This window comes from Gaetbulibacter aquiaggeris (assembly GCF_044003965.1).
Lineage (GTDB): Bacteria > Bacteroidota > Bacteroidia > Flavobacteriales > Flavobacteriaceae > Yeosuana > Yeosuana aquiaggeris.
Genome location: NZ_JBAWKC010000001.1, coordinates 378,289 through 399,344, shown reverse-complemented (window position 1 = coordinate 399,344; position 21,056 = coordinate 378,289). Strand labels below are relative to the sequence as shown.

General features: G+C 33.8%; 20 protein-coding genes. 11 read left to right on the top strand and 9 right to left on the bottom strand.

Features of this window, described 5'->3' with window-relative positions; genetic code table 11:
• The first annotated feature begins 28 nt into the window (after nucleotides 1-28).
• From hemB to V8G56_RS01625, 7 genes are all read left to right on the top strand, one after another.
• Nucleotides 29-1,018 carry a porphobilinogen synthase gene (gene hemB, locus V8G56_RS01655; protein WP_395436721.1) on the top strand — a complete coding sequence of 330 codons (990 nt, stop codon included), beginning with the start codon at nucleotides 29-31 and terminating at the stop codon, nucleotides 1,016-1,018.
• Nucleotides 1,019-1,027: 9 nt separating this feature from the next.
• Nucleotides 1,028-2,158: a CNNM domain-containing protein gene (locus tag V8G56_RS01650; RefSeq protein WP_395436719.1), complete on the top strand. Its 1,131-nt coding sequence runs from the start codon at nucleotides 1,028-1,030 to the stop codon at nucleotides 2,156-2,158.
• Nucleotides 2,158-2,631, top strand: a complete 474-nt coding sequence (locus V8G56_RS01645) for a methylated-DNA--[protein]-cysteine S-methyltransferase (RefSeq protein ID WP_395436718.1) — start codon at nucleotides 2,158-2,160, stop codon at nucleotides 2,629-2,631. Before V8G56_RS01650 ends, V8G56_RS01645 begins: the two co-directional genes overlap by 1 nt.
• 98 nt (nucleotides 2,632-2,729) lie before the next feature.
• Nucleotides 2,730-5,144: a penicillin acylase family protein gene (locus V8G56_RS01640; RefSeq protein WP_395436716.1), complete on the top strand. Its 2,415-nt coding sequence runs from the start codon at nucleotides 2,730-2,732 to the stop codon at nucleotides 5,142-5,144.
• Nucleotides 5,141-5,503, top strand: coding sequence for a hypothetical protein (locus V8G56_RS01635; RefSeq protein WP_395436714.1), 363 nt, complete (start codon nucleotides 5,141-5,143; stop codon nucleotides 5,501-5,503). The genes V8G56_RS01640 and V8G56_RS01635 overlap by 4 nt, the downstream gene beginning before the upstream one ends.
• Nucleotides 5,504-5,512: 9 nt before the next feature.
• Nucleotides 5,513-6,226 carry a 3'-5' exonuclease gene (locus tag V8G56_RS01630; RefSeq protein ID WP_395436712.1) on the top strand — a complete coding sequence of 238 codons (714 nt, stop codon included), beginning with the start codon at nucleotides 5,513-5,515 and terminating at the stop codon, nucleotides 6,224-6,226.
• Nucleotides 6,227-7,909: an ABC transporter ATP-binding protein gene (locus tag V8G56_RS01625; RefSeq protein ID WP_395436711.1), complete on the top strand. Its 1,683-nt coding sequence runs from the start codon at nucleotides 6,227-6,229 to the stop codon at nucleotides 7,907-7,909. It abuts the gene before it with no gap.
• A 282-nt stretch (nucleotides 7,910-8,191) separates the two neighbouring features.
• On the opposite strand, the gene V8G56_RS01620 is transcribed toward V8G56_RS01625, so the two are convergent.
• The 8 genes from V8G56_RS01620 to trhO all read right to left on the bottom strand — a co-directional run bounded on the left by V8G56_RS01620 (nucleotide 8,192) and on the right by trhO (nucleotide 16,317).
• Nucleotides 8,192-8,845 (bottom strand): CoA transferase subunit B, encoded by a 654-nt coding sequence (locus V8G56_RS01620; RefSeq protein WP_395436710.1) that lies wholly within the window; start codon nucleotides 8,843-8,845, stop codon nucleotides 8,192-8,194.
• A 2-nt stretch (nucleotides 8,846-8,847) separates the two neighbouring features.
• Nucleotides 8,848-9,549, bottom strand: a complete 702-nt coding sequence (locus tag V8G56_RS01615; protein WP_395436709.1) for a CoA transferase subunit A — start codon at nucleotides 9,547-9,549, stop codon at nucleotides 8,848-8,850.
• Between the two features lie 70 nt (nucleotides 9,550-9,619).
• On the bottom strand, nucleotides 9,620-11,947 hold the full coding sequence (locus V8G56_RS01610) for a penicillin-binding protein 1A (RefSeq protein WP_395436708.1): 2,328 nt from the start codon (nucleotides 11,945-11,947) through the stop codon (nucleotides 9,620-9,622).
• Between the two features lie 2 nt (nucleotides 11,948-11,949).
• Nucleotides 11,950-12,444 carry a gliding motility lipoprotein GldH gene (locus V8G56_RS01605; protein ID WP_395437593.1) on the bottom strand — a complete coding sequence of 165 codons (495 nt, stop codon included), beginning with the start codon at nucleotides 12,442-12,444 and terminating at the stop codon, nucleotides 11,950-11,952.
• Nucleotides 12,434-13,606 carry a PSP1 domain-containing protein gene (locus V8G56_RS01600; RefSeq protein ID WP_395436707.1) on the bottom strand — a complete coding sequence of 391 codons (1,173 nt, stop codon included), beginning with the start codon at nucleotides 13,604-13,606 and terminating at the stop codon, nucleotides 12,434-12,436. Before V8G56_RS01600 ends, V8G56_RS01605 begins: the two co-directional genes overlap by 11 nt.
• Nucleotides 13,607-13,758: 152 nt before the next feature.
• Nucleotides 13,759-13,989 carry a ferredoxin gene (locus V8G56_RS01595; protein WP_395436706.1) on the bottom strand — a complete coding sequence of 77 codons (231 nt, stop codon included), beginning with the start codon at nucleotides 13,987-13,989 and terminating at the stop codon, nucleotides 13,759-13,761.
• Complete coding sequence (locus V8G56_RS01590; RefSeq protein WP_395436704.1) at nucleotides 13,989-15,233, bottom strand: peptidase U32 family protein; 1,245 nt, start codon at nucleotides 15,231-15,233, stop codon at nucleotides 13,989-13,991. The genes V8G56_RS01595 and V8G56_RS01590 overlap by 1 nt, the downstream gene beginning before the upstream one ends.
• A 10-nt stretch (nucleotides 15,234-15,243) precedes the next feature.
• Nucleotides 15,244-16,317, bottom strand: a complete 1,074-nt coding sequence (gene trhO / locus V8G56_RS01585) for an oxygen-dependent tRNA uridine(34) hydroxylase TrhO (RefSeq protein WP_395436702.1) — start codon at nucleotides 16,315-16,317, stop codon at nucleotides 15,244-15,246.
• A gap of 349 nt (nucleotides 16,318-16,666) precedes the next feature.
• Between trhO and recA the strand changes: the two genes are divergently transcribed.
• The 4 genes from recA (at nucleotide 16,667) to V8G56_RS01565 (ending at nucleotide 20,168) form a co-directional block, all read left to right on the top strand.
• Nucleotides 16,667-17,671: a recombinase RecA gene (gene recA / locus V8G56_RS01580; RefSeq protein ID WP_395436700.1), complete on the top strand. Its 1,005-nt coding sequence runs from the start codon at nucleotides 16,667-16,669 to the stop codon at nucleotides 17,669-17,671.
• 98 nt (nucleotides 17,672-17,769) lie between these two features.
• Entirely contained in the window at nucleotides 17,770-18,177 is a 408-nt protein-coding gene (locus tag V8G56_RS01575; protein WP_395436698.1) for a hypothetical protein, read from the top strand.
• A gap of 27 nt (nucleotides 18,178-18,204) precedes the next feature.
• Nucleotides 18,205-18,747 carry an RNA polymerase sigma factor gene (locus V8G56_RS01570; RefSeq protein WP_395436697.1) on the top strand — a complete coding sequence of 181 codons (543 nt, stop codon included), beginning with the start codon at nucleotides 18,205-18,207 and terminating at the stop codon, nucleotides 18,745-18,747.
• Nucleotides 18,747-20,168, top strand: coding sequence for a hypothetical protein (locus tag V8G56_RS01565; protein WP_395436696.1), 1,422 nt, complete (start codon nucleotides 18,747-18,749; stop codon nucleotides 20,166-20,168). Before V8G56_RS01570 ends, V8G56_RS01565 begins: the two co-directional genes overlap by 1 nt.
• 77 nt (nucleotides 20,169-20,245) lie before the next feature.
• Here V8G56_RS01565 and V8G56_RS01560 read toward each other — a convergent pair whose 3' ends face one another.
• The gene (locus V8G56_RS01560) at nucleotides 20,246-20,983 is read right to left on the bottom strand and encodes a lysophospholipid acyltransferase family protein (RefSeq protein WP_395436695.1); all 738 of its coding nucleotides are present in this window, start codon (nucleotides 20,981-20,983) and stop codon (nucleotides 20,246-20,248) included.
• Nucleotides 20,984-21,056: the final 73 nt, after the last annotated feature.

Genomic DNA, 21,056 nt, shown 5'->3' with positions numbered 1-21,056 from the left:
GTATTTTTAAGCTTTTAAATATAGAAACATGTATCCATTAAGAAGAAATAGACGTTTAAGAGCCAATGAATCCATTCGCTCATTAGTTAGAGAAACCATCATCACTCCAAATGACTTTTTAGTACCATTGTTTGTAGTAGAAGGTAAAGGCGTTAAAGAAGAGATAGCTTCCATGCCAAATTACTATCGATTTAGTTTAGATCTTTTGGAAAAAGAGGTAAAAGAGCTTTGGAAACTTGGCTTGAAATCGGTTTTACTTTTTGTGAAAGTGCCAGATAATTTAAAAGATAATAAAGGGACAGAGGCTTTAAACCCAAATGGGCTCATGCAACGCGCCATTAAAACAGTAAAAAATGTGTGTCCTGATATGTTAGTGATGACTGATGTTGCTTTGGATCCATATTCCTCCTATGGTCATGATGGTATTGTTAAAAATGGCATGATTATAAACGATGATACGGCTGATGTTTTGGCCGAAATGAGTGTGTCTCATGCCCAAGCCGGAGCTAATTTTGTGGCACCAAGTGATATGATGGATGGTAGAATTTTGACTATACGTGAAGCACTTGAAGACGAAGGATTCATCAATACTGGCATTATGAGTTATTCTGCCAAATACGCCTCAGCTTTTTATGGCCCATTTCGCGATGCACTAGATTCTGCACCAGTGAATATGGTTGACGTTCCTAAAGACAAAAAAACGTATCAAATGGATTATGCCAATAGAATTGAAGCGATTAGAGAAACATTGATGGATATTGATGAAGGTGCTGATATTGTAATGGTAAAACCAGGTCTGTGCTATTTAGATATTATTAGAGAAGTAAAAAATGCCGTAGATGTTCCAGTAGCGGTTTATCAAGTGTCTGGTGAGTATGCCATGATTAAAGCCGCTTCAGAAAACGGCTGGTTAAATCATGATGCGGTGATGATGGAACAAGTCACGGCCATCAAACGTGCTGGTGCAGATGTCATTGCTTCTTATTTTGCCAAAGATGTTGTTAAATTGATTTCTTAATTTTATTAAATGGGGTTACTCCTTTTTTATGCCATTATCTCGATTTTCTTTTCGTTTTTATGCTCTATTTTAGAAGCTGTCCTTTTAAGTATTACAACAGAGTTTCTAAGAATAAAAACTCAAGAAGGGAAAGCATACGCTAAAGTTTTAGAACATTTAAAAAAAGATATTGACAAACCGTTAATTGCCATATTAACACTTAATACAATTGCTCATACAGTTGGTGCCATTTTAGTAGGTGTACAAGCAAAAGTTTCCTATGCTAATCTTTTTGGTAGTGCGCCTCATTCATTTTTAGGCATTATAATTACTGAAGATATTTTGGTTGGAATTGTTTCTACTATCATGACCATTTTAATCTTAGTAGTCTCTGAAATTATACCTAAAACTATTGGCGCCACTTATTGGAAACATTTAGGAGGTTTTACCGCAATAAGTTTAAAAATACTTATATTTCCTTTAAAATGGACCGGGCTACTTTGGCTTTTACAACTAACTACAAAATTAATAGGTGGAGGATCTCATGGAAGTATATTAAGTCGTGAAGGATTTGTCACTATGACTGAAATTGCTCATGAAGAAGGCGTCTTTGAAGAAAACGAAATTAAAATAATTAAAAACCTCTTAAACTTTAAAAAAATTCTAGCTAAAGATATCATGACTCCAAGAACTGTTATTAAAACAGAAAACGAAACTATGACGGTTGCTGCATTTTTTAATGCAAATTCCAATATTAGATTTTCAAGGATTCCCATATATTCCGAGCATCAAGATAACATAGTTGGTTTGGTTTTAAAAGATGATGTTTTTAAAGAAATGGCTTTAGATAATGATAACAAAACATTACTAGACTTAAAACGAGACATTATTATTGTAAATCGAAGCATTCCTATCCCAGAATTATTTCAACAATTAATAGACAGTAAAAACCATATGGCTTTGGTGGTTGATGAGTATGGTTCAGTTAACGGCATCGTAACTATGGAAGATGTTATTGAAACCCTTTTGGGTCTAGAAATAATGGATGAAAGCGATAATGTATCCGATTTGCAATTTCTTGCCAGAAAAAACTGGGAAAACAGAGCAAAACGATTAGGTTTGATTAACGAAGAAAAACCTAAAAACAATGAACAGAACTAATGGAGACATGTATCATTAGCTCCCCATTAGGTTTTACCAAGATTGTTGGTGATGACGATGGCATAGTGTCAATAACGGTCCTTAATTCAGAAGAAAAAATTACTGATATTATTCCTTTGGAGTTGGAAGATTGTGTGTTTCAGCTTCAAGAATATTTTGATGGTAAACGTAAAATATTCGATATAAAACTCAATCCTGAAGGGACTGATTTTCAAAAAAAAGTCTGGAACCAGCTGCTTGAAATTCCATACGGAAAAACCATTTCTTATTTAGACTTATCAAAACAATTAGGTGATGTTAAAGCTATCCGTGCCGTTGCAAATGCCAATGCTAAAAACCCTATATGGATAATTATTCCGTGTCACAGAGTTATTGGCAGTGATGGTAGTTTAACAGGTTATGCCGGTGGTTTAAACAGAAAGCAATGGTTGTTGGAACATGAAAGTCCTTATAAACAAACGTCTTTATTTTAGAAAACATTCTTTTTGTGGTTTGCTATAACCAAACAAAACATAGCTGTTTTGATTATTAATTTTATTATATTTAATATATCAAAAACGAAACGTAATTAATGAAATATTTTAAATTCTCGTTATCCCTTTTACTTGCCTTAGGGGCTTTTTATGCACTCAACACAAAGCTTGATTCTATTCCTCCTCTTGGTAAGTTTTTAAGCCCTTCTCAAGGTGTTTGGCAAAATGAAAAAACAGAATCAACCTCCGAGAATTTTCAAATGGACGGCCTTCTAGACAAAGTGTCCGTGTACTATGACGCAAATCTTATTCCTCACATATTTGCCCAAAATGATATGGATTTATATCGTTCTCAAGGCTATATTACGGCCAAACACAGGTTATGGCAAATGGAATTTCAAACGTATGCAGCTGGTGGTCGTTTATCAGAAATTATAGGCGAGAAAGCCCTTAATTATGATAGAGCTCAACGCAGAAAAGGTATGGGATTTGGCGCTGAAAATGCTTTAGAAAAAATGAAAGAAGATCCTGAAATTTTAAAATTTCTTGAAGCTTATTGTCAAGGAGTCAATAGCTATATAAATAGTTTGCATGTTAGTGATTATCCTGTAGAATATAAATTATTAGACTATAAACCCGAACAATGGACTGCCACAAAAACAGCTTTGCTCTTAATGTATATGACCGATGATTTATGTGGAAAAGATCATGACTTGGAATATACTAATGCTTTGCGATTATTTGGTGAAGAACGATTCAATTTATTATATCCCGATTTTTTTGACATTAATGATCCTGTGATTCCTAAAGATACTGATTGGAGTTTTATTGATACCCCCATTACAGAAGTTCCACAATCTCAACTTGCTTTAGATTCTATTGCAGAAACTATTGAAAAACCGGATCCAGATAACGGCAGTAATAACTGGGCTGTTTCTGGAAGTAAATCTTACTCTGGAAACCCTATTTTGGCAAACGACCCACATTTAGGACTTAACTTACCATCTATTTGGTTTGTCATGCAATTAGCGACCCCAGAGCATAATGCTTTTGGAGCGACGCTACCGGGTGCTTTAGGTGTTGTTTCAGGTTTTAACACAGATATTGCTTGGGGAGAAACCAATGCCACTCGTGATGTCAAAGACTGGTATAAAATTGAATTTAAAGATAAAAGCAGACAGCAATACAAGTACAATAATTCATGGAAAAACACATCTGTTCGTCTTGAAGAAATTAAAATAAAAGATCAAAAAGCTTATGTTGATTCAGTCATTTACACACATCATGGTCCTGTAAGTTATGATTACACCTTTAAAGGAAATGGAGAAAAGGAAGGCTACGCAATGAAATGGGCTGGCCTTATTGGAGGCAATAATCAGCGGACACTTATTGACTTAAACTCAGCGAAAAATTATGACGATTATTTAAAAGCACTTAAGCATTGGGTGGCACCTGCCCAGAATTTTGTATTTGCTTCCACTCAGGGTGACATAGCACTTTGGATTCAAGGGTTATTTCCTAATAAATGGAAAGGTCAAGGCAAATTTTTAATGGACGGAAGCAATCCTGAAAATGATTGGCAAAGTTTTATTCCTAAAGAATTCAACGCACATACTAAAAACCCTGAACGTGGATTTGTGAGTTCTGCCAACCAACATCCTGTACATCAATCTTATCCGTATTATGTGTTTAATGATGGTTATGAAATGTACAGAAATAGAGTGATTAATGACTTTTTCAAGTCAAAAGAAAAAATATCCATTCAAGATTTTAAAGACCTTCAAAACAACAATTTCAATCTTAAAGCGTCAGAGTTATTGCCTTATATGTATGAGCATATGGATACATCAAGTCTGAGTAATGACGAAATTCACTATTTAAACATTATTAAAAAATGGGATTACAATAGTAGTGTTAATGAACTAGCTCCAAGTATATGGGATTTGTGGTGGAAAACATTACTACCTTTAACCTGGGATGAGCATGATATTGAAGGAACGGCACTTACTTATCCTTTTGTATATCAAACTATCTTCATGCTTAAAAATTACCCTAATGACGATTTTATGGATATTGTTAAAACGCCTGAAAAAGAAACCTCAAGTGATTTATTTTTGATATCCTTTAAGGAAACTGTTAAAAATTTAATGGCATGGAAAGCTGAAAATGGTGATTTTAACTGGGGCACTTATAAAGGCACTTATGTTGGCCATTTATTGCAAGCTTTACCAGCGTTCTCTCGTTTTGATCTACCTATTGGTGGGGACCGAAACACTGTTAATGCAGCGGATAAAAATCATGGCCCTTCATGGAGAATGATTGTTGAAATGAGTTCGCCACCAAAAGCATTAGGTATTTATCCAGGAGGACAATCTGGAAATCCAGGAAGCAGCTATTATGATAATTTTATTGATAAATGGGCCGCAGGAGAATATTTAAATTTATTATTTATGCAAAAACCCGAAGCTAATCAGGACATCATTTCTACTCAAACCTTAACACCAAAACCATGAAAAGAAAAAGTGTCCATTTTATCTTAACAATTTTAATTGCGGTTTTACTATCATCATTTTTGCCATGGTGGTCTGTAATGGTTGCTGCTTTTTTAACCTCTTTGTTTTTATCACTTAAAAAAAGCGCTGTGTTCTTTGTCCCTTTCCTAGCAATAGCACTGTTATGGTTTATTCATTCTTATTATTTAAGCAGTAGTAATGATTTTATTCTTGCTAAAAAAATAGCCGTTTTATTGCCATTAAATGGCAATCAATATCTCTTGCTGCTTGTTACAGGAATTATAGGAGGCATAGCTGCGGGAGTAGCTGCCATTTTTGGAAAGCAATGTAATTTGATGTTAGGGTTAAGTAAAAAATAGTGATAGATCATGATTTCAAAATTAAATATTGAAAACATATTATTTCTGGATATTGAAACTGTTCCGGAGGTCCCTTATTTTTCTGATTTAGATGAAACCAAACAAGCTTTATGGGAACATAAATCACAGTACCAAAGAAAAGAAGATGAAACGGCTGAGGCCTTTTATGAGCGTGCTGGTATTTGGGCTGAATTTGGAAAAATAATCTGCATTTCTGTTGGGTATTTTACTTTTAGAGGTGATATTAGAAACTTTAGAGTAACCTCATTTTATGGAGATGAAATTAAGATTCTAAAAGATTTTAAGAACTTATTGAACTCACATTTTAGTGAAACCAAACACCTGCTTTGCGCCCATAATGGCAAAGAATTTGATTTCCCTTATATAGCGCGACGCATGATTATAAACAATATAGAATTGCCATTCAAGCTTAATCTATTTGGGAAAAAACCTTGGGAAGTTCCTCATTTAGATACTTTGGAGTTATGGAAATTTGGCGATTATAAAACCTACACGTCTTTAAAATTATTGACCAATGTATTAGGTATTCCATCGCCAAAAGATGATATTGATGGCAGTGAAGTTTATAGGGTTTATTATGAAGAAAAAGAAATAGACCGTATTATTACTTACTGTGAAAAAGACACCATTGCCGTGGCTCAAATATTTTTACGCCTACGCGGTGATGACCTGTTAACTCAAGACGAAATTATTCAGATATAAATGCCTCAAAAAAAACCGATTCTGTCAATTACAGAGCTCTCTATTTCCTTTGGGAAAAATAAAGTCATTCATAACATTTCATACCAACTCAATCAAAATGAAATATTAGGCATTGTAGGAGAATCAGGTTCTGGTAAATCGGTTTCTTCGTTGGCAATTTTAGGTTTACTTCCTCCAAAAATTTCAAAAATAACTTCCGGAAGTATTATTTATGCCGAAAATGATTTAACTAAAATAACCTCTAAAGCATTTCGATCCATCAGAGGTAAAAAAATAGCCATTATTTTTCAAGAACCAATGAGTTCTTTAAATCCTTCCATGATTTGCGGAAAACAGGTTCAAGAAATATTACTAGAACACACGAATCTATCAAAAGTACGAGCAAAAGAGGAAACCTTAGCGCTATTTGAAAATGTTAAACTTCCAGATATTCATCGCGTTTACAATGCTTATCCACATGAAATTTCTGGTGGTCAAAAACAGCGAGTTATGATAGCTATGGCTATTGCCTGCAAACCTGATATTCTAATTGCCGATGAACCCACCACTGCACTTGATGTCACCGTTCAAAAAGACATTATTATTTTACTGAAAGAACTTCAAGTTAAAACAGGCATGAGCATCCTTTTTATTACCCATGATTTAGCTTTAATTTCAGAAATTGCCGATAGGGTACTGGTTATGTATAAAGGAGAAATTGTTGAACAAGGAACGGTTGATTCTATATTTAATAACCCACAACACAATTATACAAAAGCATTAATAAATTCCAGACCCTCATTAAATACCCGATTAAAAACCTTACCAACTATTCAGGATTATTTAAATAATACGGCTGTTAGTGCTATTATCACTTATGAAGAGCGACAACAAAGACATAAAACATTATACGGTAAACCGCCATTATTAGAAGTTATTAATGTTGAAAAAGAATATATTTCGAAATCGGGTTGGTTTATAAAACCACAGACATTTAAGGCTGTTGATAAAGTGAGCTTTAAACTTTATGAAGGTGAAACTTTAGGTTTAGTTGGAGAATCTGGCTGTGGCAAATCTACTTTAGGAAATGCCATTCTTCAATTAGATAAAGCAACCGCAGGTGAAATTTTATATAACGGCATTGATATCACAAAACTTTCAAATTCTGAAATAAAAAAGCTTAGAAAAGAGATCCAAATTATTTTTCAAGATCCGTACTCATCATTAAATCCAAGAATTCCTGTTGGGGAAGCCATTATGGAACCTATGATGGTGCATAAACTTTATCATTCTGATATTGAGCGCAAGGAAAAAGCAATTGAGATTTTAAACAAAGTCGGTTTATCTGAAGATTATTTTAACCGGTATCCACATGAGTTTTCCGGAGGACAGCGACAACGTATAGGCATTGCCAGAACCATTGCTCTGCAACCTAAATTAATAGTTTGTGATGAGTCCGTTTCCGCTTTAGATATTTCGGTTCAGGCACAGGTTTTAAACCTGCTAAACTCACTTAAAGAAATTTTTGGTTTTACTTATATTTTTATATCGCACGATTTGGCCGTGGTAAAATATATGAGCGATCAATTATTGGTAATGAATAAAGGGAAAATAGAAGAATTAGGCGATGCAGATATTATTTACACATCGCCTAAAACAGATTATACTAAAAAATTAATCGATGCTATTCCAAAAGGATTATAGCATAAATACTTTTTTAGTTAGGTACAATAAGCTTTTTAAAAAACGTAAATTCTCACGTAGTGTTTCTTTAAATTTACTTTCATTAAATGTAGGTTGTTCAGGTAGATTTGTTGCAAAATTCATAAGCGTTAAGTTTATGTTAGACTTGGGGAAATCTATTTATTTGTTTTGGTTGATTTGTGATTATAAAAGTAGAAAACTTTTTCAAATAACAAGTTAAAAACCACTATTAATCGACGAAATGTAAAATATTTTAACTTATTGATGTATTTGCCTACATTTTTATATATCCATTTCTGGAATAGATCCTTCGACAATTAAATTTCCTTCGGTGGCGCTGATAATTTCTTCAACAGATATTCCCGGAGCACGTTCCAAAAGTTTAAACCCTTTATCGGTAACCTCAATGACAGCAAGATTGGTGACAATTTTTTTGACACATCCTACACCAGTTAATGGTAAAGAACACTTTTTAAGTAGTTTTGATTCACCTGCTTTATTAGTGTGCATCATAGCAACAATTATATTTTCAGCGCTTGCAACCAAATCCATAGCACCACCCATACCTTTTACCATATAACCAGGTATTTTCCAGTTGGCAATATCTCCATTTTCAGAAACTTCCATGGCGCCTAAAATTGTAAGATCTACATGCTTCCCTCTAATCATAGAAAAACTCATAGCAGAGTCAAAAAAACTAGCACCTGGCAGGGTTGTAATGGTTTGCTTCCCGGCATTAATAATATCCGCATCCTCTTCTCCTTCAAAAGGAAATGGTCCCATTCCTAAAACACCATTTTCACTTTGAAATTCTATCTCAATATCATTCCTGACATAATTTGCCACCAGTGTTGGAATTCCTATTCCAAGGTTTACATAATAGCCATTTTTAACCTCTTTTGCAATACGTTTTGCAATTCCTGTTTTATCTAGCATAACTAAACTTTTTTTCTTACTGTTCTTTGTTCAATTCTTTTCTCATAAACTTCGCCTTGAAAAATACGTTGCACAAATATTCCGGGAATATGAATTTGATTGGGGTCTAAAGAACCCGCTGGCACCAACTCTTCCACTTCTGCAACGGTAATTTTTGCCGCACCACACATATTTGGATTAAAATTTCTAGCCGTTCCTTTAAAAATTAGATTACCCGCTTCATCTCCTTTCCAGGCTTTTACGAAAGCAAAATCGGCTTTAAAAGCATGCTCTAAAACATACATCTTACCATCAAATTCTCTGGTCTCCTTTCCTTCTGCAACTTCGGTACCATAACCGGCAGGTGTATATATAGCAGGAAATCCTGATTGTGCCGCTCTGCACCTTTCAGCTAAAGTGCCTTGCGGAATTAGTTCAACCTCTAATTCACCTGAAAGCATTTGGCGCTCAAACTCATCGTTTTCGCCAACATATGAAGAGATCATCTTTTTTATTTGATGCTTTTGCAAAAGTAATCCCAGCCCAAAATCGTCAACGCCGGCATTATTAGAAATACATGTTAATCCTGAAACACCAAGTTTTACAAGTTTTGCAATCGCATTTTCTGGTATGCCGCAGAGTCCGAAACCTCCAAGCATTAAAGTCATATTATTTGAAACACCTTGCAGTGCCTCATCAACATTTGCAACTTTCTTTTTAATCATTAGAAACCTATTTTATTGTTTTAAAATTACAAAATAAAAAAGCCATTCTAAAAAGAATGGCTTTTGATTTTTAAAAATCTAAATCATCCGGAATCTCTTCCTTTATTTTAGTATTATCATCGTCGTTTTCTGAGGTGTCTGAGCAATTAACTCGAATGCTAAGGTCCTTTGGAACCTCAAAATCTCCAGCAGAAATATTCAACTCCTTATCAGCATAACAGCTTTTCATATAAACAGCCCAAATGGGCAATGCCATAGCAGCGCCTTGACCATAGGTGATATTTCCAAAATGAACAGATCTGTCTTCTGCACCCACCCAAACACCAGTAACTAGATTTGGCACCATACCCATAAACCAACCATCACTTTGGTTTTGTGTAGTTCCTGTTTTACCAGCAATAGGGTTTGTAAATTGGTAGGGGTAGCCCGTTATTATTTCTCTATAATCGGCTCTATACGTTTCAGCACCTGAAGTTCTTAAACGTGCTCCTGAGCCAGATCGTGTTACACCTTCCATAAGTTTAACCGTCACATAAGCTGTTTCTTCACTTAAAACATCTCGTGTTTCTGGCGTGAATTGATATAAAACGGTATCATTTTTATCTACTATACCTGTCACCATTACTGGCTTAGTATAGACCCCTTTATTTGCAAATGCCGCATAGGCCCCAACCATTTCATAAACACTTAAATCAGCGGTTCCCAAGGCTATTGAAGGTACCGGTAAGACTTCTGATTCAACCCCTAACTTCTTAACTAAATCTACCACCGTTTGCGGACCTACTTTATCCATTATTCTTGCTGTAACCGTATTTACAGAATTTGCTAACGCATCCATTAGGGTCATAGACCCTCCGTAATTACCATCATCATTTTTTGGAGACCAAGATTCTGGATTTCCATATTTATAGGCTTCAATGGTTATTTGAGATCTTGGAAGCATGTCACAAGGTGATAAATGTAGTTGATCAATAGCCGCGGCATAAACAAATGGTTTGAATGTTGAACCCACTTGTCGCTTTCCTGTTTTAACATGATCATATTGAAAATGCCTGTAGTTCATGCCTCCAACCCAAGCTTTCACATGCCCAGTTAGTGGATCCATTGACATCATGCCTGGATGCAAAAACCGTTTGGTATAGCGCATAGAATCAATCGGTTTCATAATGGTATCAATTTCTCCTTTCCAGGAAAAAATACTCATTTCTGTAGGCTTATAAAAAGATTCCTTTATTTCCTCATCCGATTTATGCAGATCATATTTCATTTTTCTCCAACGCTCAGATTGCCTCATAGAACGATTCATTAAAGCTTCAATTTCACTTTTATCTAATTCTAAAAAAGGTGCTGTAGGATTTCTACTCGGTATATTCTGATGGTCAAACTCTGCCTGAAGTCTTGGCATATGTTGTTGCACAGCGTCTTCAGCATATTGTTGCATGCGTGAGTCTATGGTGGTATAGATTTTTAATCCATCATTATACAAATTGTATTTAGTGCCATCAGGTTTTGGATTGTTTTTAATCCAGTCTTTCATAAATCTATCTAAATATGCTCTGAAATAAGTGGCAATTCCTTCACGATGCGATTCAGGGTTATAATTTATGTCTAATGGTGTGGTTAGTAAAGAGTCACATACGCTCTGTGAAATGTATTCATTTCTAACCATTTTTTTAAATACCAAATTTCTTCTATTGGTTACACCTTCCGGATTACGCCTTGGATTATATAAAGAAGAATTATTCAGCATACCAGCTAAAATAGCAGATTCATTGATATTTAAATCTATGGGTTCCTTTCCAAAATAAATACGAGAAGCACTTCTTATACCATCGGCATTATTCCCAAAATCATAAATATTCAAATACTGTGCAATAATCTCCTCTTTGGTATATTGACGTTCTAAACGGATAGCAATAATCCATTCCTTTGCCTTTTGTAAAATTCTTTCAATAATGTTCGTTGAGCCTTCTCCATGAAATAATTGCTTGGCTAATTGCTGAGAAATAGTACTTGCTCCACCGCCGCTACCAAGTTTAACCAAGGCTCTTAAAGTACCTCTCGCATCTATTCCAGAATGATCCATAAAACGCTCATCTTCTGTAGCAATTAGTGCTTGAACCAGATTTTGCGATAAATCTTCATATCCAACAGGCGTTCTGTTGTCATTAAAATAAAACTTCCCCAAGGTTTTTCCGTCAGAAGAAATGATTTCTGTCGCAAGATTTGTTTTGGGGTTTTCTAAAACAGTATGGTCTGGCATTTCACCAAATACGCCCCAAGAAGCGAAAGCAAAGATTAATATAAGAAAAATGATGCCTGTGGAAAAAAGTATCCAAAACCAACGCACATACTTATCAAACCCTTGACTATCTTTTGTTTGTTTCGTTTTTGCCATAACTATTTATTACTTGTTGGGGATTCTATTCTAAAACCAATATCTGTAATACCCTCAAGAGAAACAACGCCGTTTACTTTGCCGTTTTCTCTCATAGCATGTTGAATGTTAACTGTATATTCACCAGATTCATTAAAAACAACAGCTTCTTTATACCACAACTTATTTTCTTTAACATCCATAAGACCTGTGCCTAATAATTTGCCACTTGGATCGGCCATTCTGTATTCTAAAGTGTCCTTTATTGTTTTTCCGTGGGGAAAGACCATTTCAACGATTAAAAAAATATTACTATACTTATATTTATTGGTGTTTCTTAAATTCACAAATAAATTATAAGGGTTAATGGAATCTGGAGGCTGTATTTTAAAAGACATTATTGAATCTTTATTCCATTCATCCGGAACAGATTTATAATCATCATAGATCCTTTTTGAATCACAAGAAACTATTACTAAAGAAAAAACTAAAACTAAGAACAATACCTTATTTCGCATCATTTTTTATGTTTTGAGGTTTTCTTCTATTTTTATTGTTCCTTTTATTTTTACGTTTATTATTTGGTTTTGGACTATCAAAGCGCGTTAAACTATCTTGACCAACAACGTTTTCAAACTCATTTTTACTCTCATTGATCAACTCAGAAGCATATTCTTCAAGGCTTGAAACTTTATTGCCTTTTTTGTTAATGCCAATTATTTCGTTTGCCTGATCAGTTGTTATTTTATGCCAATTCATCCATTCACCCTCATAAGCATACCACATATGCCCCTTAAAAATATCTGTTTTCTGGCAAACGGCCGTTCCCTTTTCAGTCTCTAATTTAATTTCTGTTTTTGGAAAACTTTTTAAAGCATCAAGATAGGTGTCCAACTCATAATTTAAACAGCACTTTAATTTACCGCATTGACCCGCCAGTTTTTGGGGATTTAATGATAACTGCTGGTATCTTGCCGCTGAGGTACTTACCGAGCGAAAATCTGTTAACCAGGTTGAACAACACAATTCTCTTCCACATGAGCCAATGCCTCCAAGTCTTGCGGCTTCCTGACGAAAACCAACTTGTTTCATTTCAATACGGGTTCTAAACTCTCTGGCGAACACCTTAATAAGTTCTCTAAAATCAACCCTGTCTTCAGCAGTGTAATAAAACGTAGCTTTACTGGCATCTCCTTGAAATTCTATATCAGAAATTTTCATCTCTAACTTTAAGTCTATGGCGAATTGACGTGCTTTCACCTTCATAGGTTCTTCCTTGTCTCTGGCATCAGACCAAATATCAATATCCTTTTGACCCGCTTTTCTGTATATTTTATATATTTCTTCCGACTCTTGAGAAATATTTTTACGTTTCATTTGAACCCGCACCAATTCCCCTGTTAGGGTAACCATCCCTATATCATGACCAGATGGTGCCTGTGTAGCAACCACATCACCAATGCTTAATGTTAGATTTTCAAGGTTCTTATAGTACTCTTTTCTGCCGTTTTTAAAACGGACCTCAACCCAGTCAAAAGGTTTTTCTCCGTTTGGAAGAGACATGTTTGCTAGCCAATCAAATACGGTAAGTTTGTTACAACTATCTGTACCACAGGTACCATTATTTTTACATCCTTTTGGTTGTCCGCCACTGTCAGTTGTACAACTGTTACAAGCCATATGTTTTTATATGTTGAATTCGTTAATATAAATATTACGAATGAAGGTTTATATTTATTTTAAAAGGTAAAGATAAGATTATTATGCTTACTTTAAAATAGTAGTTTAATTATCATTACAACCCTAAAAAAGCTTATTAATTGTGTAGATTCTTAAATTAATTTTACACTGATTATTTTTACTGGACAAGCAGTTGAAGCTTTGTCACAAGCCTCAAAAATATCATTATCATTAGATTTTACAGTAAAAAAGCCTTTCTTATCATTAGCATGCAACAAGACAGATTTTCCGTCTTTTTTTGACATTTGAAATTGTTTAGGAGCAAATTCCACGCAATAATTACATCCAATACATTTGTTACGCTGTAAGGTGATGACTACCATTAAGCTTCTACTTTGTTTTCTACAATTTTATATAACTTATCAGAAGGTCTAATTCTAAAACCTAAAGGAATAGTAACTAAATCTCCTTTAGACCCTTTTGTTAATTTTTCATCATTCACCATCATATCATTGACCTCAATTTCTTTAGCACCAGTAGTTGGTCCGGTTATTAAAATAGTGTCTCCAATAGAAATATCATAAGCTTCAATTTTAAATTCACCTATTTGAGGTTTTGGAAAAAAATGCGTGCCTTTACCTATATACACTTTCTTTTGGGTAGCATGAGATCCGGAACCTATACTCCATTCTCCAAGTTTTTGCCCTAAATAATACCCATTCCAGAAACCACGATTATAAACTTTTTCAAGTTCTTGCATCCAGACAATCACTTTTTCCTTTCGGTACCTCTCACTTTCTAAACTATCAATGGCCTGACGATAACATGAAATTACTTTTGCAACATATTCAGGGGCTCTTCCGCGACCTTCAATTTTCAACACCTTAATTCCGGCATCTGCTACTTGATCTAAAATATCTATGGTACATAAGTCTTTTGGAGACATGATATATTCATTGTCAATCTCCATTTCAAAACCTGTTTCCTGTTCAATAACCGTATATTTTTTTCTGCAATTTTGCTTACAAGCACCTCTGTTTGCAGAAGAATTATAAGAATGCAAACTCATATAGCATTTCCCAGAAACTGCCATACAAAGAGCTCCATGACCAAATATTTCTATTTCAATTAATTTACCTGAAGGTCCTTTAATTTGTTCCTTTTCAATTTGCTCGGTTATTTTTTTTACCTGTCTTAAGCTCAGTTCTCTACTTAAAACCATAGTGTCAGCAAACAGCGCATAAAATTTAACGGTTTCAATGTTAGTGATATTTATTTGCGTAGAAATATGCACTTCCATGCCAACCTCTCTTGCAGTCATTATTACCGCCTGGTCCATAGCAATAACCGCAGTAATATCAGAATCTTTAGCTTTGTTGATTAAGGTTTTAACTATAGATAAATCATGATCGTAAATAATGGTGTTTAGCGTTAAATAGGTTCTTACCTTTTTGGCTTTACAACGTTTTGCTATTTCTGGCAAATCCTCTAAGGTAAAATTTATGGAAGCTCTTGCACGCATGTTTAGCTGTTCCACTCCAAAATAAATAGAGTCTGCGCCGTTATCTAAAGCCGCCTGCAATGATTCAAAATTTCCTGCAGGAGCCATTAATTCAATTTTCTGCATAATTGACTCGTTATTCTTTATTAATATTTAGGGTCTCAAAAATATTTCTCAAATCCTTTTTGAATGGTAAATGATCTGCTCTCCCCTTTTTAAAAATGTCATTACTATTACCTTTCCCTTTTCTAAGTGCCTTTTGCTCTTCATAAGGTAATCTGTTTATTTCCATACAAGCGGTTGAACAGCAATTTTCCATTTTCTCTTTACATGTATCACATTGAATAAATAGTAAATGACAGGCTTCATTAGCACAATTAGTATGCACATCAAAAGGCTGACCGCATTGGTGACAATTAGCTACCACATCATCACTGATGCGTTCTACTCTGCGGTCATCAAATACAAAATTTTGTCCTAAAAACTTATTTTCTAAATTTTTCTCTTTGACTTGTCGGGTATATTCAATTATTCCGCCTTCAAGTTGGTAAACATTTTTAAACCCTTTGTGCTTAAAATAGGCACTTGCTTTTTCACATCGGATGCCTCCGGTACAATACATGACCAGGTTTTTATCTTCTTTGTGGTCTTTTAAATCGGCTTCAATAATATCTAAAGAGTCTCTAAATGTATCAACGTCTGGTGTCACGGCATTTTTAAAATGCCCTATTTCACTTTCATAATGATTACGCATATCAACTAAAACCGTGTTTTCATCTTCTATAAAAGCGTTGAATTGTTCTGCGCCTAAATGAATGCCTTTATTAGTGACATCAAAAGTGTCATCATTCAAACCATCAGCCACAATTTTATCACGCACTTTAACTTTAAGTTTTAAAAATGATTTATTGTCTTGCTCAATGGCAATATTGAGTCTGATTCCTTCTAAGAAACTAATGCTGTCTAAATGTGTTTTGAATTCATTAAAGCGATCTGCCGGCAGTGATAACTGACCGTTAATCCCTTCATGAGCCACATAGATTCTTCCCAGAACATCTAATGCATTCCAGGTAATGAATAAGTGATCTCTAAACACTTGAGGGTTGCCAATTTTGGCATATTGATAAAAAGAAAGCGTTAATCGATTCTTTCCTGCTTCATCGATTAATTCTGATCTTTCTTTTGCGCTTAATTTATTGTACAGTTGCATGCTATACTAATGATTTAAGGTTAAAGAATATTAAAAATGCAAAGGTACGTTTTTTTAAAAAACCATGGCCATCTAGTATAAAAAAAGCACTTTACATATTGCAAAGTGCTTTTTTAAATATTTGAATTAGTCAACATAGGGCTTTCATTTTTGGATTAGCTACCACTTAATAAAAACCTATTCTTTCAAAAAATTATTGATGTCAAATTTTAAACCGTATCTTTTCATAGCAAAAATTTCCCATTATAATAAGTAGATGTAAAATACCAAAAAAGGTTGCGTGCTAAAATTGTATTGTGACAAAAGAAGTGTTATTTTAGCAACAATATTTACTGAAATAAAATTAAAGATGAGCAACGAAAAAGACGCCAAATTAAAAGCACTTAAACTTACATTAGACAAACTTGATAAGGCCTACGGAAAAGGGACGGTTATGAGAATGAGTGATTCACCTATACAAGATGTTGAAGCTATTCCTTCTGGTTCCCTTGGATTGGATATTGCCCTGGGAGTAGGTGGTTATCCGCGTGGCCGAGTTATTGAAATTTACGGTCCGGAGTCGTCTGGTAAAACTACTTTAACATTACACGCCATAGCAGAAGCTCAAAAAGCAGGAGGTATTGCAGCCTTCATTGATGCGGAACATGCGTTTGATAGGTTTTATGCTCAAAAATTAGGTATAGATGTTGACAATTTAATTATGTCTCAACCAGATAATGGTGAACAAGCACTTGAAATTGCCGATAATTTAATTCGCTCTGGCGCTATCGATATTGTAGTTATAGATTCTGTTGCCGCATTAACCCCAAAGAGTGAAATTGAAGGAGAAATGGGCGATTCAAAAATGGGATTACATGCACGATTAATGTCTCAGGCATTAAGAAAACTTACTGCTTCAATCAGTAAAACAAATTGCACCGTTATTTTCATTAACCAATTGCGTGAAAAAATTGGAGTTATGTTTGGCAACCCGGAAACCACTACTGGTGGGAATGCCTTAAAATTCTATGCTTCTGTAAGGTTAGATATAAGACGCTCAACACAAATTAAAGAAACTGACGGCAACGTTACTGGTAATAAAACCAAAGTGAAAGTGGTTAAAAATAAAGTAGCCCCACCTTTTAAAACAGCAGAATTTGATATTATGTACGGCGAAGGCATTTCAAAAGTTGGTGAAATTTTAGACATTGCGGTTGAACATGAAATTATTAAGAAAAGTGGTTCTTGGTTTAGCTATGAAGACACTAAACTAGGACAAGGCAGAGATGCTGTTAAAGCTATTATTAAAGATAATCCAGAACTTCAGGATGAACTGGAACTAAAAATTAAAGAAATTTTAAAAGCTTTAAAATAATTTAAAAATCCCGATAAATCGGGATTTTTTTATTTAACACGCAACCATTTAAACGTCACAGCATCTATTTGGTGAACCCAAATTAATAGAAAATTGCAATGAAACGTTTGATTATAATTACATTATCCTTAATTTTATTTGCCTCTTGTAGCAACGACGATAGTCTTGAATACAGCTTTGATATTTTACCTGTTGAAAGTGTTAATATACCAGAATCATTTACTTTAGGTGAAATCTATCCTATTACCGTTAGTTATTTAAGACCTACAACTTGTCATAGTTTTAAAGAGTTCTATTATAGAAAAAATTTAAATGAACGTACTGTAGCTGTTATAAATTATAACGTACAGGACAATAATTGTAATGACCTGAGCGATGAATTGGTAGAAGCAACTTTTAATTTTATTGTGACCAGTAATGGTAGTTATATTTTTAAATTTTGGCAGGGCGTTGACGAAAATGATGAAGATCAATATTTAATAATTGAAGTACCCGTTATAGATTAATGAATTATTAATTAATACGTGTTTGATTTGGGTTTAAAACAACTCATAGAAAATTGTAAGATTAATGATACTCAAGCACAAAGTGAAATATACAAACTCTTTTCGAGCAAACTATTTTCAATCTGCTTAAAGTATTCAAGAAACTATGCCGAAGCTGAAGATAATCTGCAGGATGCATTCTTAACAATTTTTAATAAAATTGAACAGTTTAAACATAAAGGTTCCTTTGAAGGATGGTTAAAAAGAATTACCGTTAATACTGTTTTACAGCGATACCGTCACGAAAAGGTTTTTGAAATCATCCCTGATGATTTTGCAGAAGATGAGGAGATAGAAATTGACGAAGATTCTGTTAACATAGATTATCTTTTGCAGATTATTCAAGAATTACCGGACAGGTACAGGTTGGTTTTTAACTTATACGTTCTGGATGGTTATTCTCATAAAGACATAGCTAGTATGCTAGATATTAATATAGGTACTTCAAAATCTAATCTAGCGCGAGCTAGACAGATATTGAAAAAAACTATTGAAAACTATAAAACAACAAGAAGTTTACAATCGTTATAATGAAAGACAGAAAACATATTGACAGGTTGTTTCAAGAAGGCTTTAAAGATTTTGAGGTCACTCCTAAAGATGCCGTTTGGCAAAATATTGAGGCAAAACTTAATCAAAATAAAAAGAAACGCAGAATTCTTCCAATATGGTGGCGTTATGCCGGCATTGCTGCATTATTTTTATTGCTATTAACCGTTGGAAGCATCTATTTTAACAATGATAATTCACTTCCTGCAAATCAAGTTGTGGATACTGAAAACGTCTTCCCTGAAAAATCAATTATTCCAAATAACGCCATTATTAGCTCTAATAATATTGCTGTCGATAACAATGAGAATAAAGATCCCAATACCCTTTCAAATTCTCATAATTCAATTCAATCAACTAGTCATAGCAATAATTTTTCTAATACTAATTTGAGTGCTAGTCCGATTAAATCAAAAGACAAAAAACAAATTTTGGCTAATAAAAACAGCTCGAATTTAAATGCATCTGAAGAAAATAACCTTGCAAGAATTGATCAAAGTGTATCTGACAATGTTATGTCGGAAACGGAAATAGTGGATGAGAAGACTCATTCAAATAAACAAGATATTTCTTCTATAGCTGATAATAAAACTGAGGAGAGCAACCCTTTGATGAATTCAAATGCAAAAAATAATTCGACAATTGAAGAAGCTATTGCTGAATCAAAAAAAGAAGTTGAAGCTACTAATTTAAACAAATGGAGTGTTGGAACTCATGCCGCACCAATTTATTTTAATAGCCTTGGTAAAGGTTCCTCATTAGATGCACAGTTTAATGAAAATTCTAAAAGCGGTGAAGTCACTATGAGTTATGGTGTTAGCGCGAGTTACGCCTTTAATAAAAAATTAAGTATTCGGTCTGGTATTAATAAGGTTAATTTAGGATACAATACTAATAATGTTATTGTTTTTGAATCTATTGGGTTAAGTTCTAACTCCAGCGCTTTAAAAAATGTAGATACGAATAATTCAGGAGAAAACTTCTCGCTAATAAGCGGAGAAAGTGTAAGCAATATAGTTAATGAACCCTTTATTAAAACATCAAACACATCCGTCAATCAATCTCTAGGTTTTATTGAGATTCCATTAGAAATTGAATACGCACTTATTAATAAAAAATTTGGTTTTAATATTATCGGTGGCTTTAGTTCATTCATATTGAGCAACAATGAATTGTTTTCTGAATTTAATGGAAACCGAACTCGTATAGGAGAAGCTACAAACCTTAATAAGGTAAGTTATAGTGCTAATTTTGGTTTGGGATTAAATTATAAAATAACTAAAAAATTAGATTTGAATTTAGAGCCCTTATTTAAATATCAAATCAATACATTCAACAATACCTCAGGCAATTTTAAACCCTATTTTATAGGTGTTTATACGGGAATTGGATTAAAATTTTAGGTTTTTGGTTAGGCCTTGATGTTTTTTCAAACTTTTGAAGAAATCTCGCAAAAACTGCTCTTGAGAAAGAGCAGTTTTTATTTTTTATCTCTTTTCAATTCATTGAAAATTATTTCATGAGCTATATTATTCAAGTCTTTTGTACTATCAATTTTTAAGTTTTTTGTTTCTAAAAATTCATGAAATTTTACGCGCATCAAACCTGGTCCACCGCTAAAAAAAGTATAAGAAAATCTTTTCTTATTATCCTTAAATGTGAGAGGGACAATGGGTATTTGATGGTTTATTGCCAGTCTAAATGCGCCATCTTTAAAATCATCGAGCAGAACATGCTCTTCTGGAACACCTCCTTCAGGAAAAATACAAATACTTAATCCAGATTTTAATCTTCTTTGCGCCATTAAAAAAACTGCTTGTCTGCTTTTAGGTGAGCTTCTATCCACTAAAATACACGTTCGTTTATAAAAAAAACCGAATAATGGTATTTTAGCCAATTCCTTTTTACCTACAAAAACAAACGGGTTTTTTACAGATACCAACATAAGCATAATATCTGCCATAGAGGTATGGTTGGCAATAAACATATAGCTTTTATTCTTTTCAAGTGCTTGTTGCTTTTCAATTTTAACGTTAAAACCCATACCAATCAGAATAAATCTGGCCCAAATACGAGCCAATTTAAAAAAGTAAGGATACCAAGATTCTTTTAAAATAGAAATAATTAGAATCGGAAAAAGAATTAAAATGGGTAGGGCTACAAGTACGTAAAACCAAATTCGGTATAAAACCCAAAATATATTTTTAAAAACTTTCATGTTTTTCAAAAATACACAATTGTATTGAGCAATTCTATTAAAAAAATTACCTTTGTCTCAATATCATTGTTTA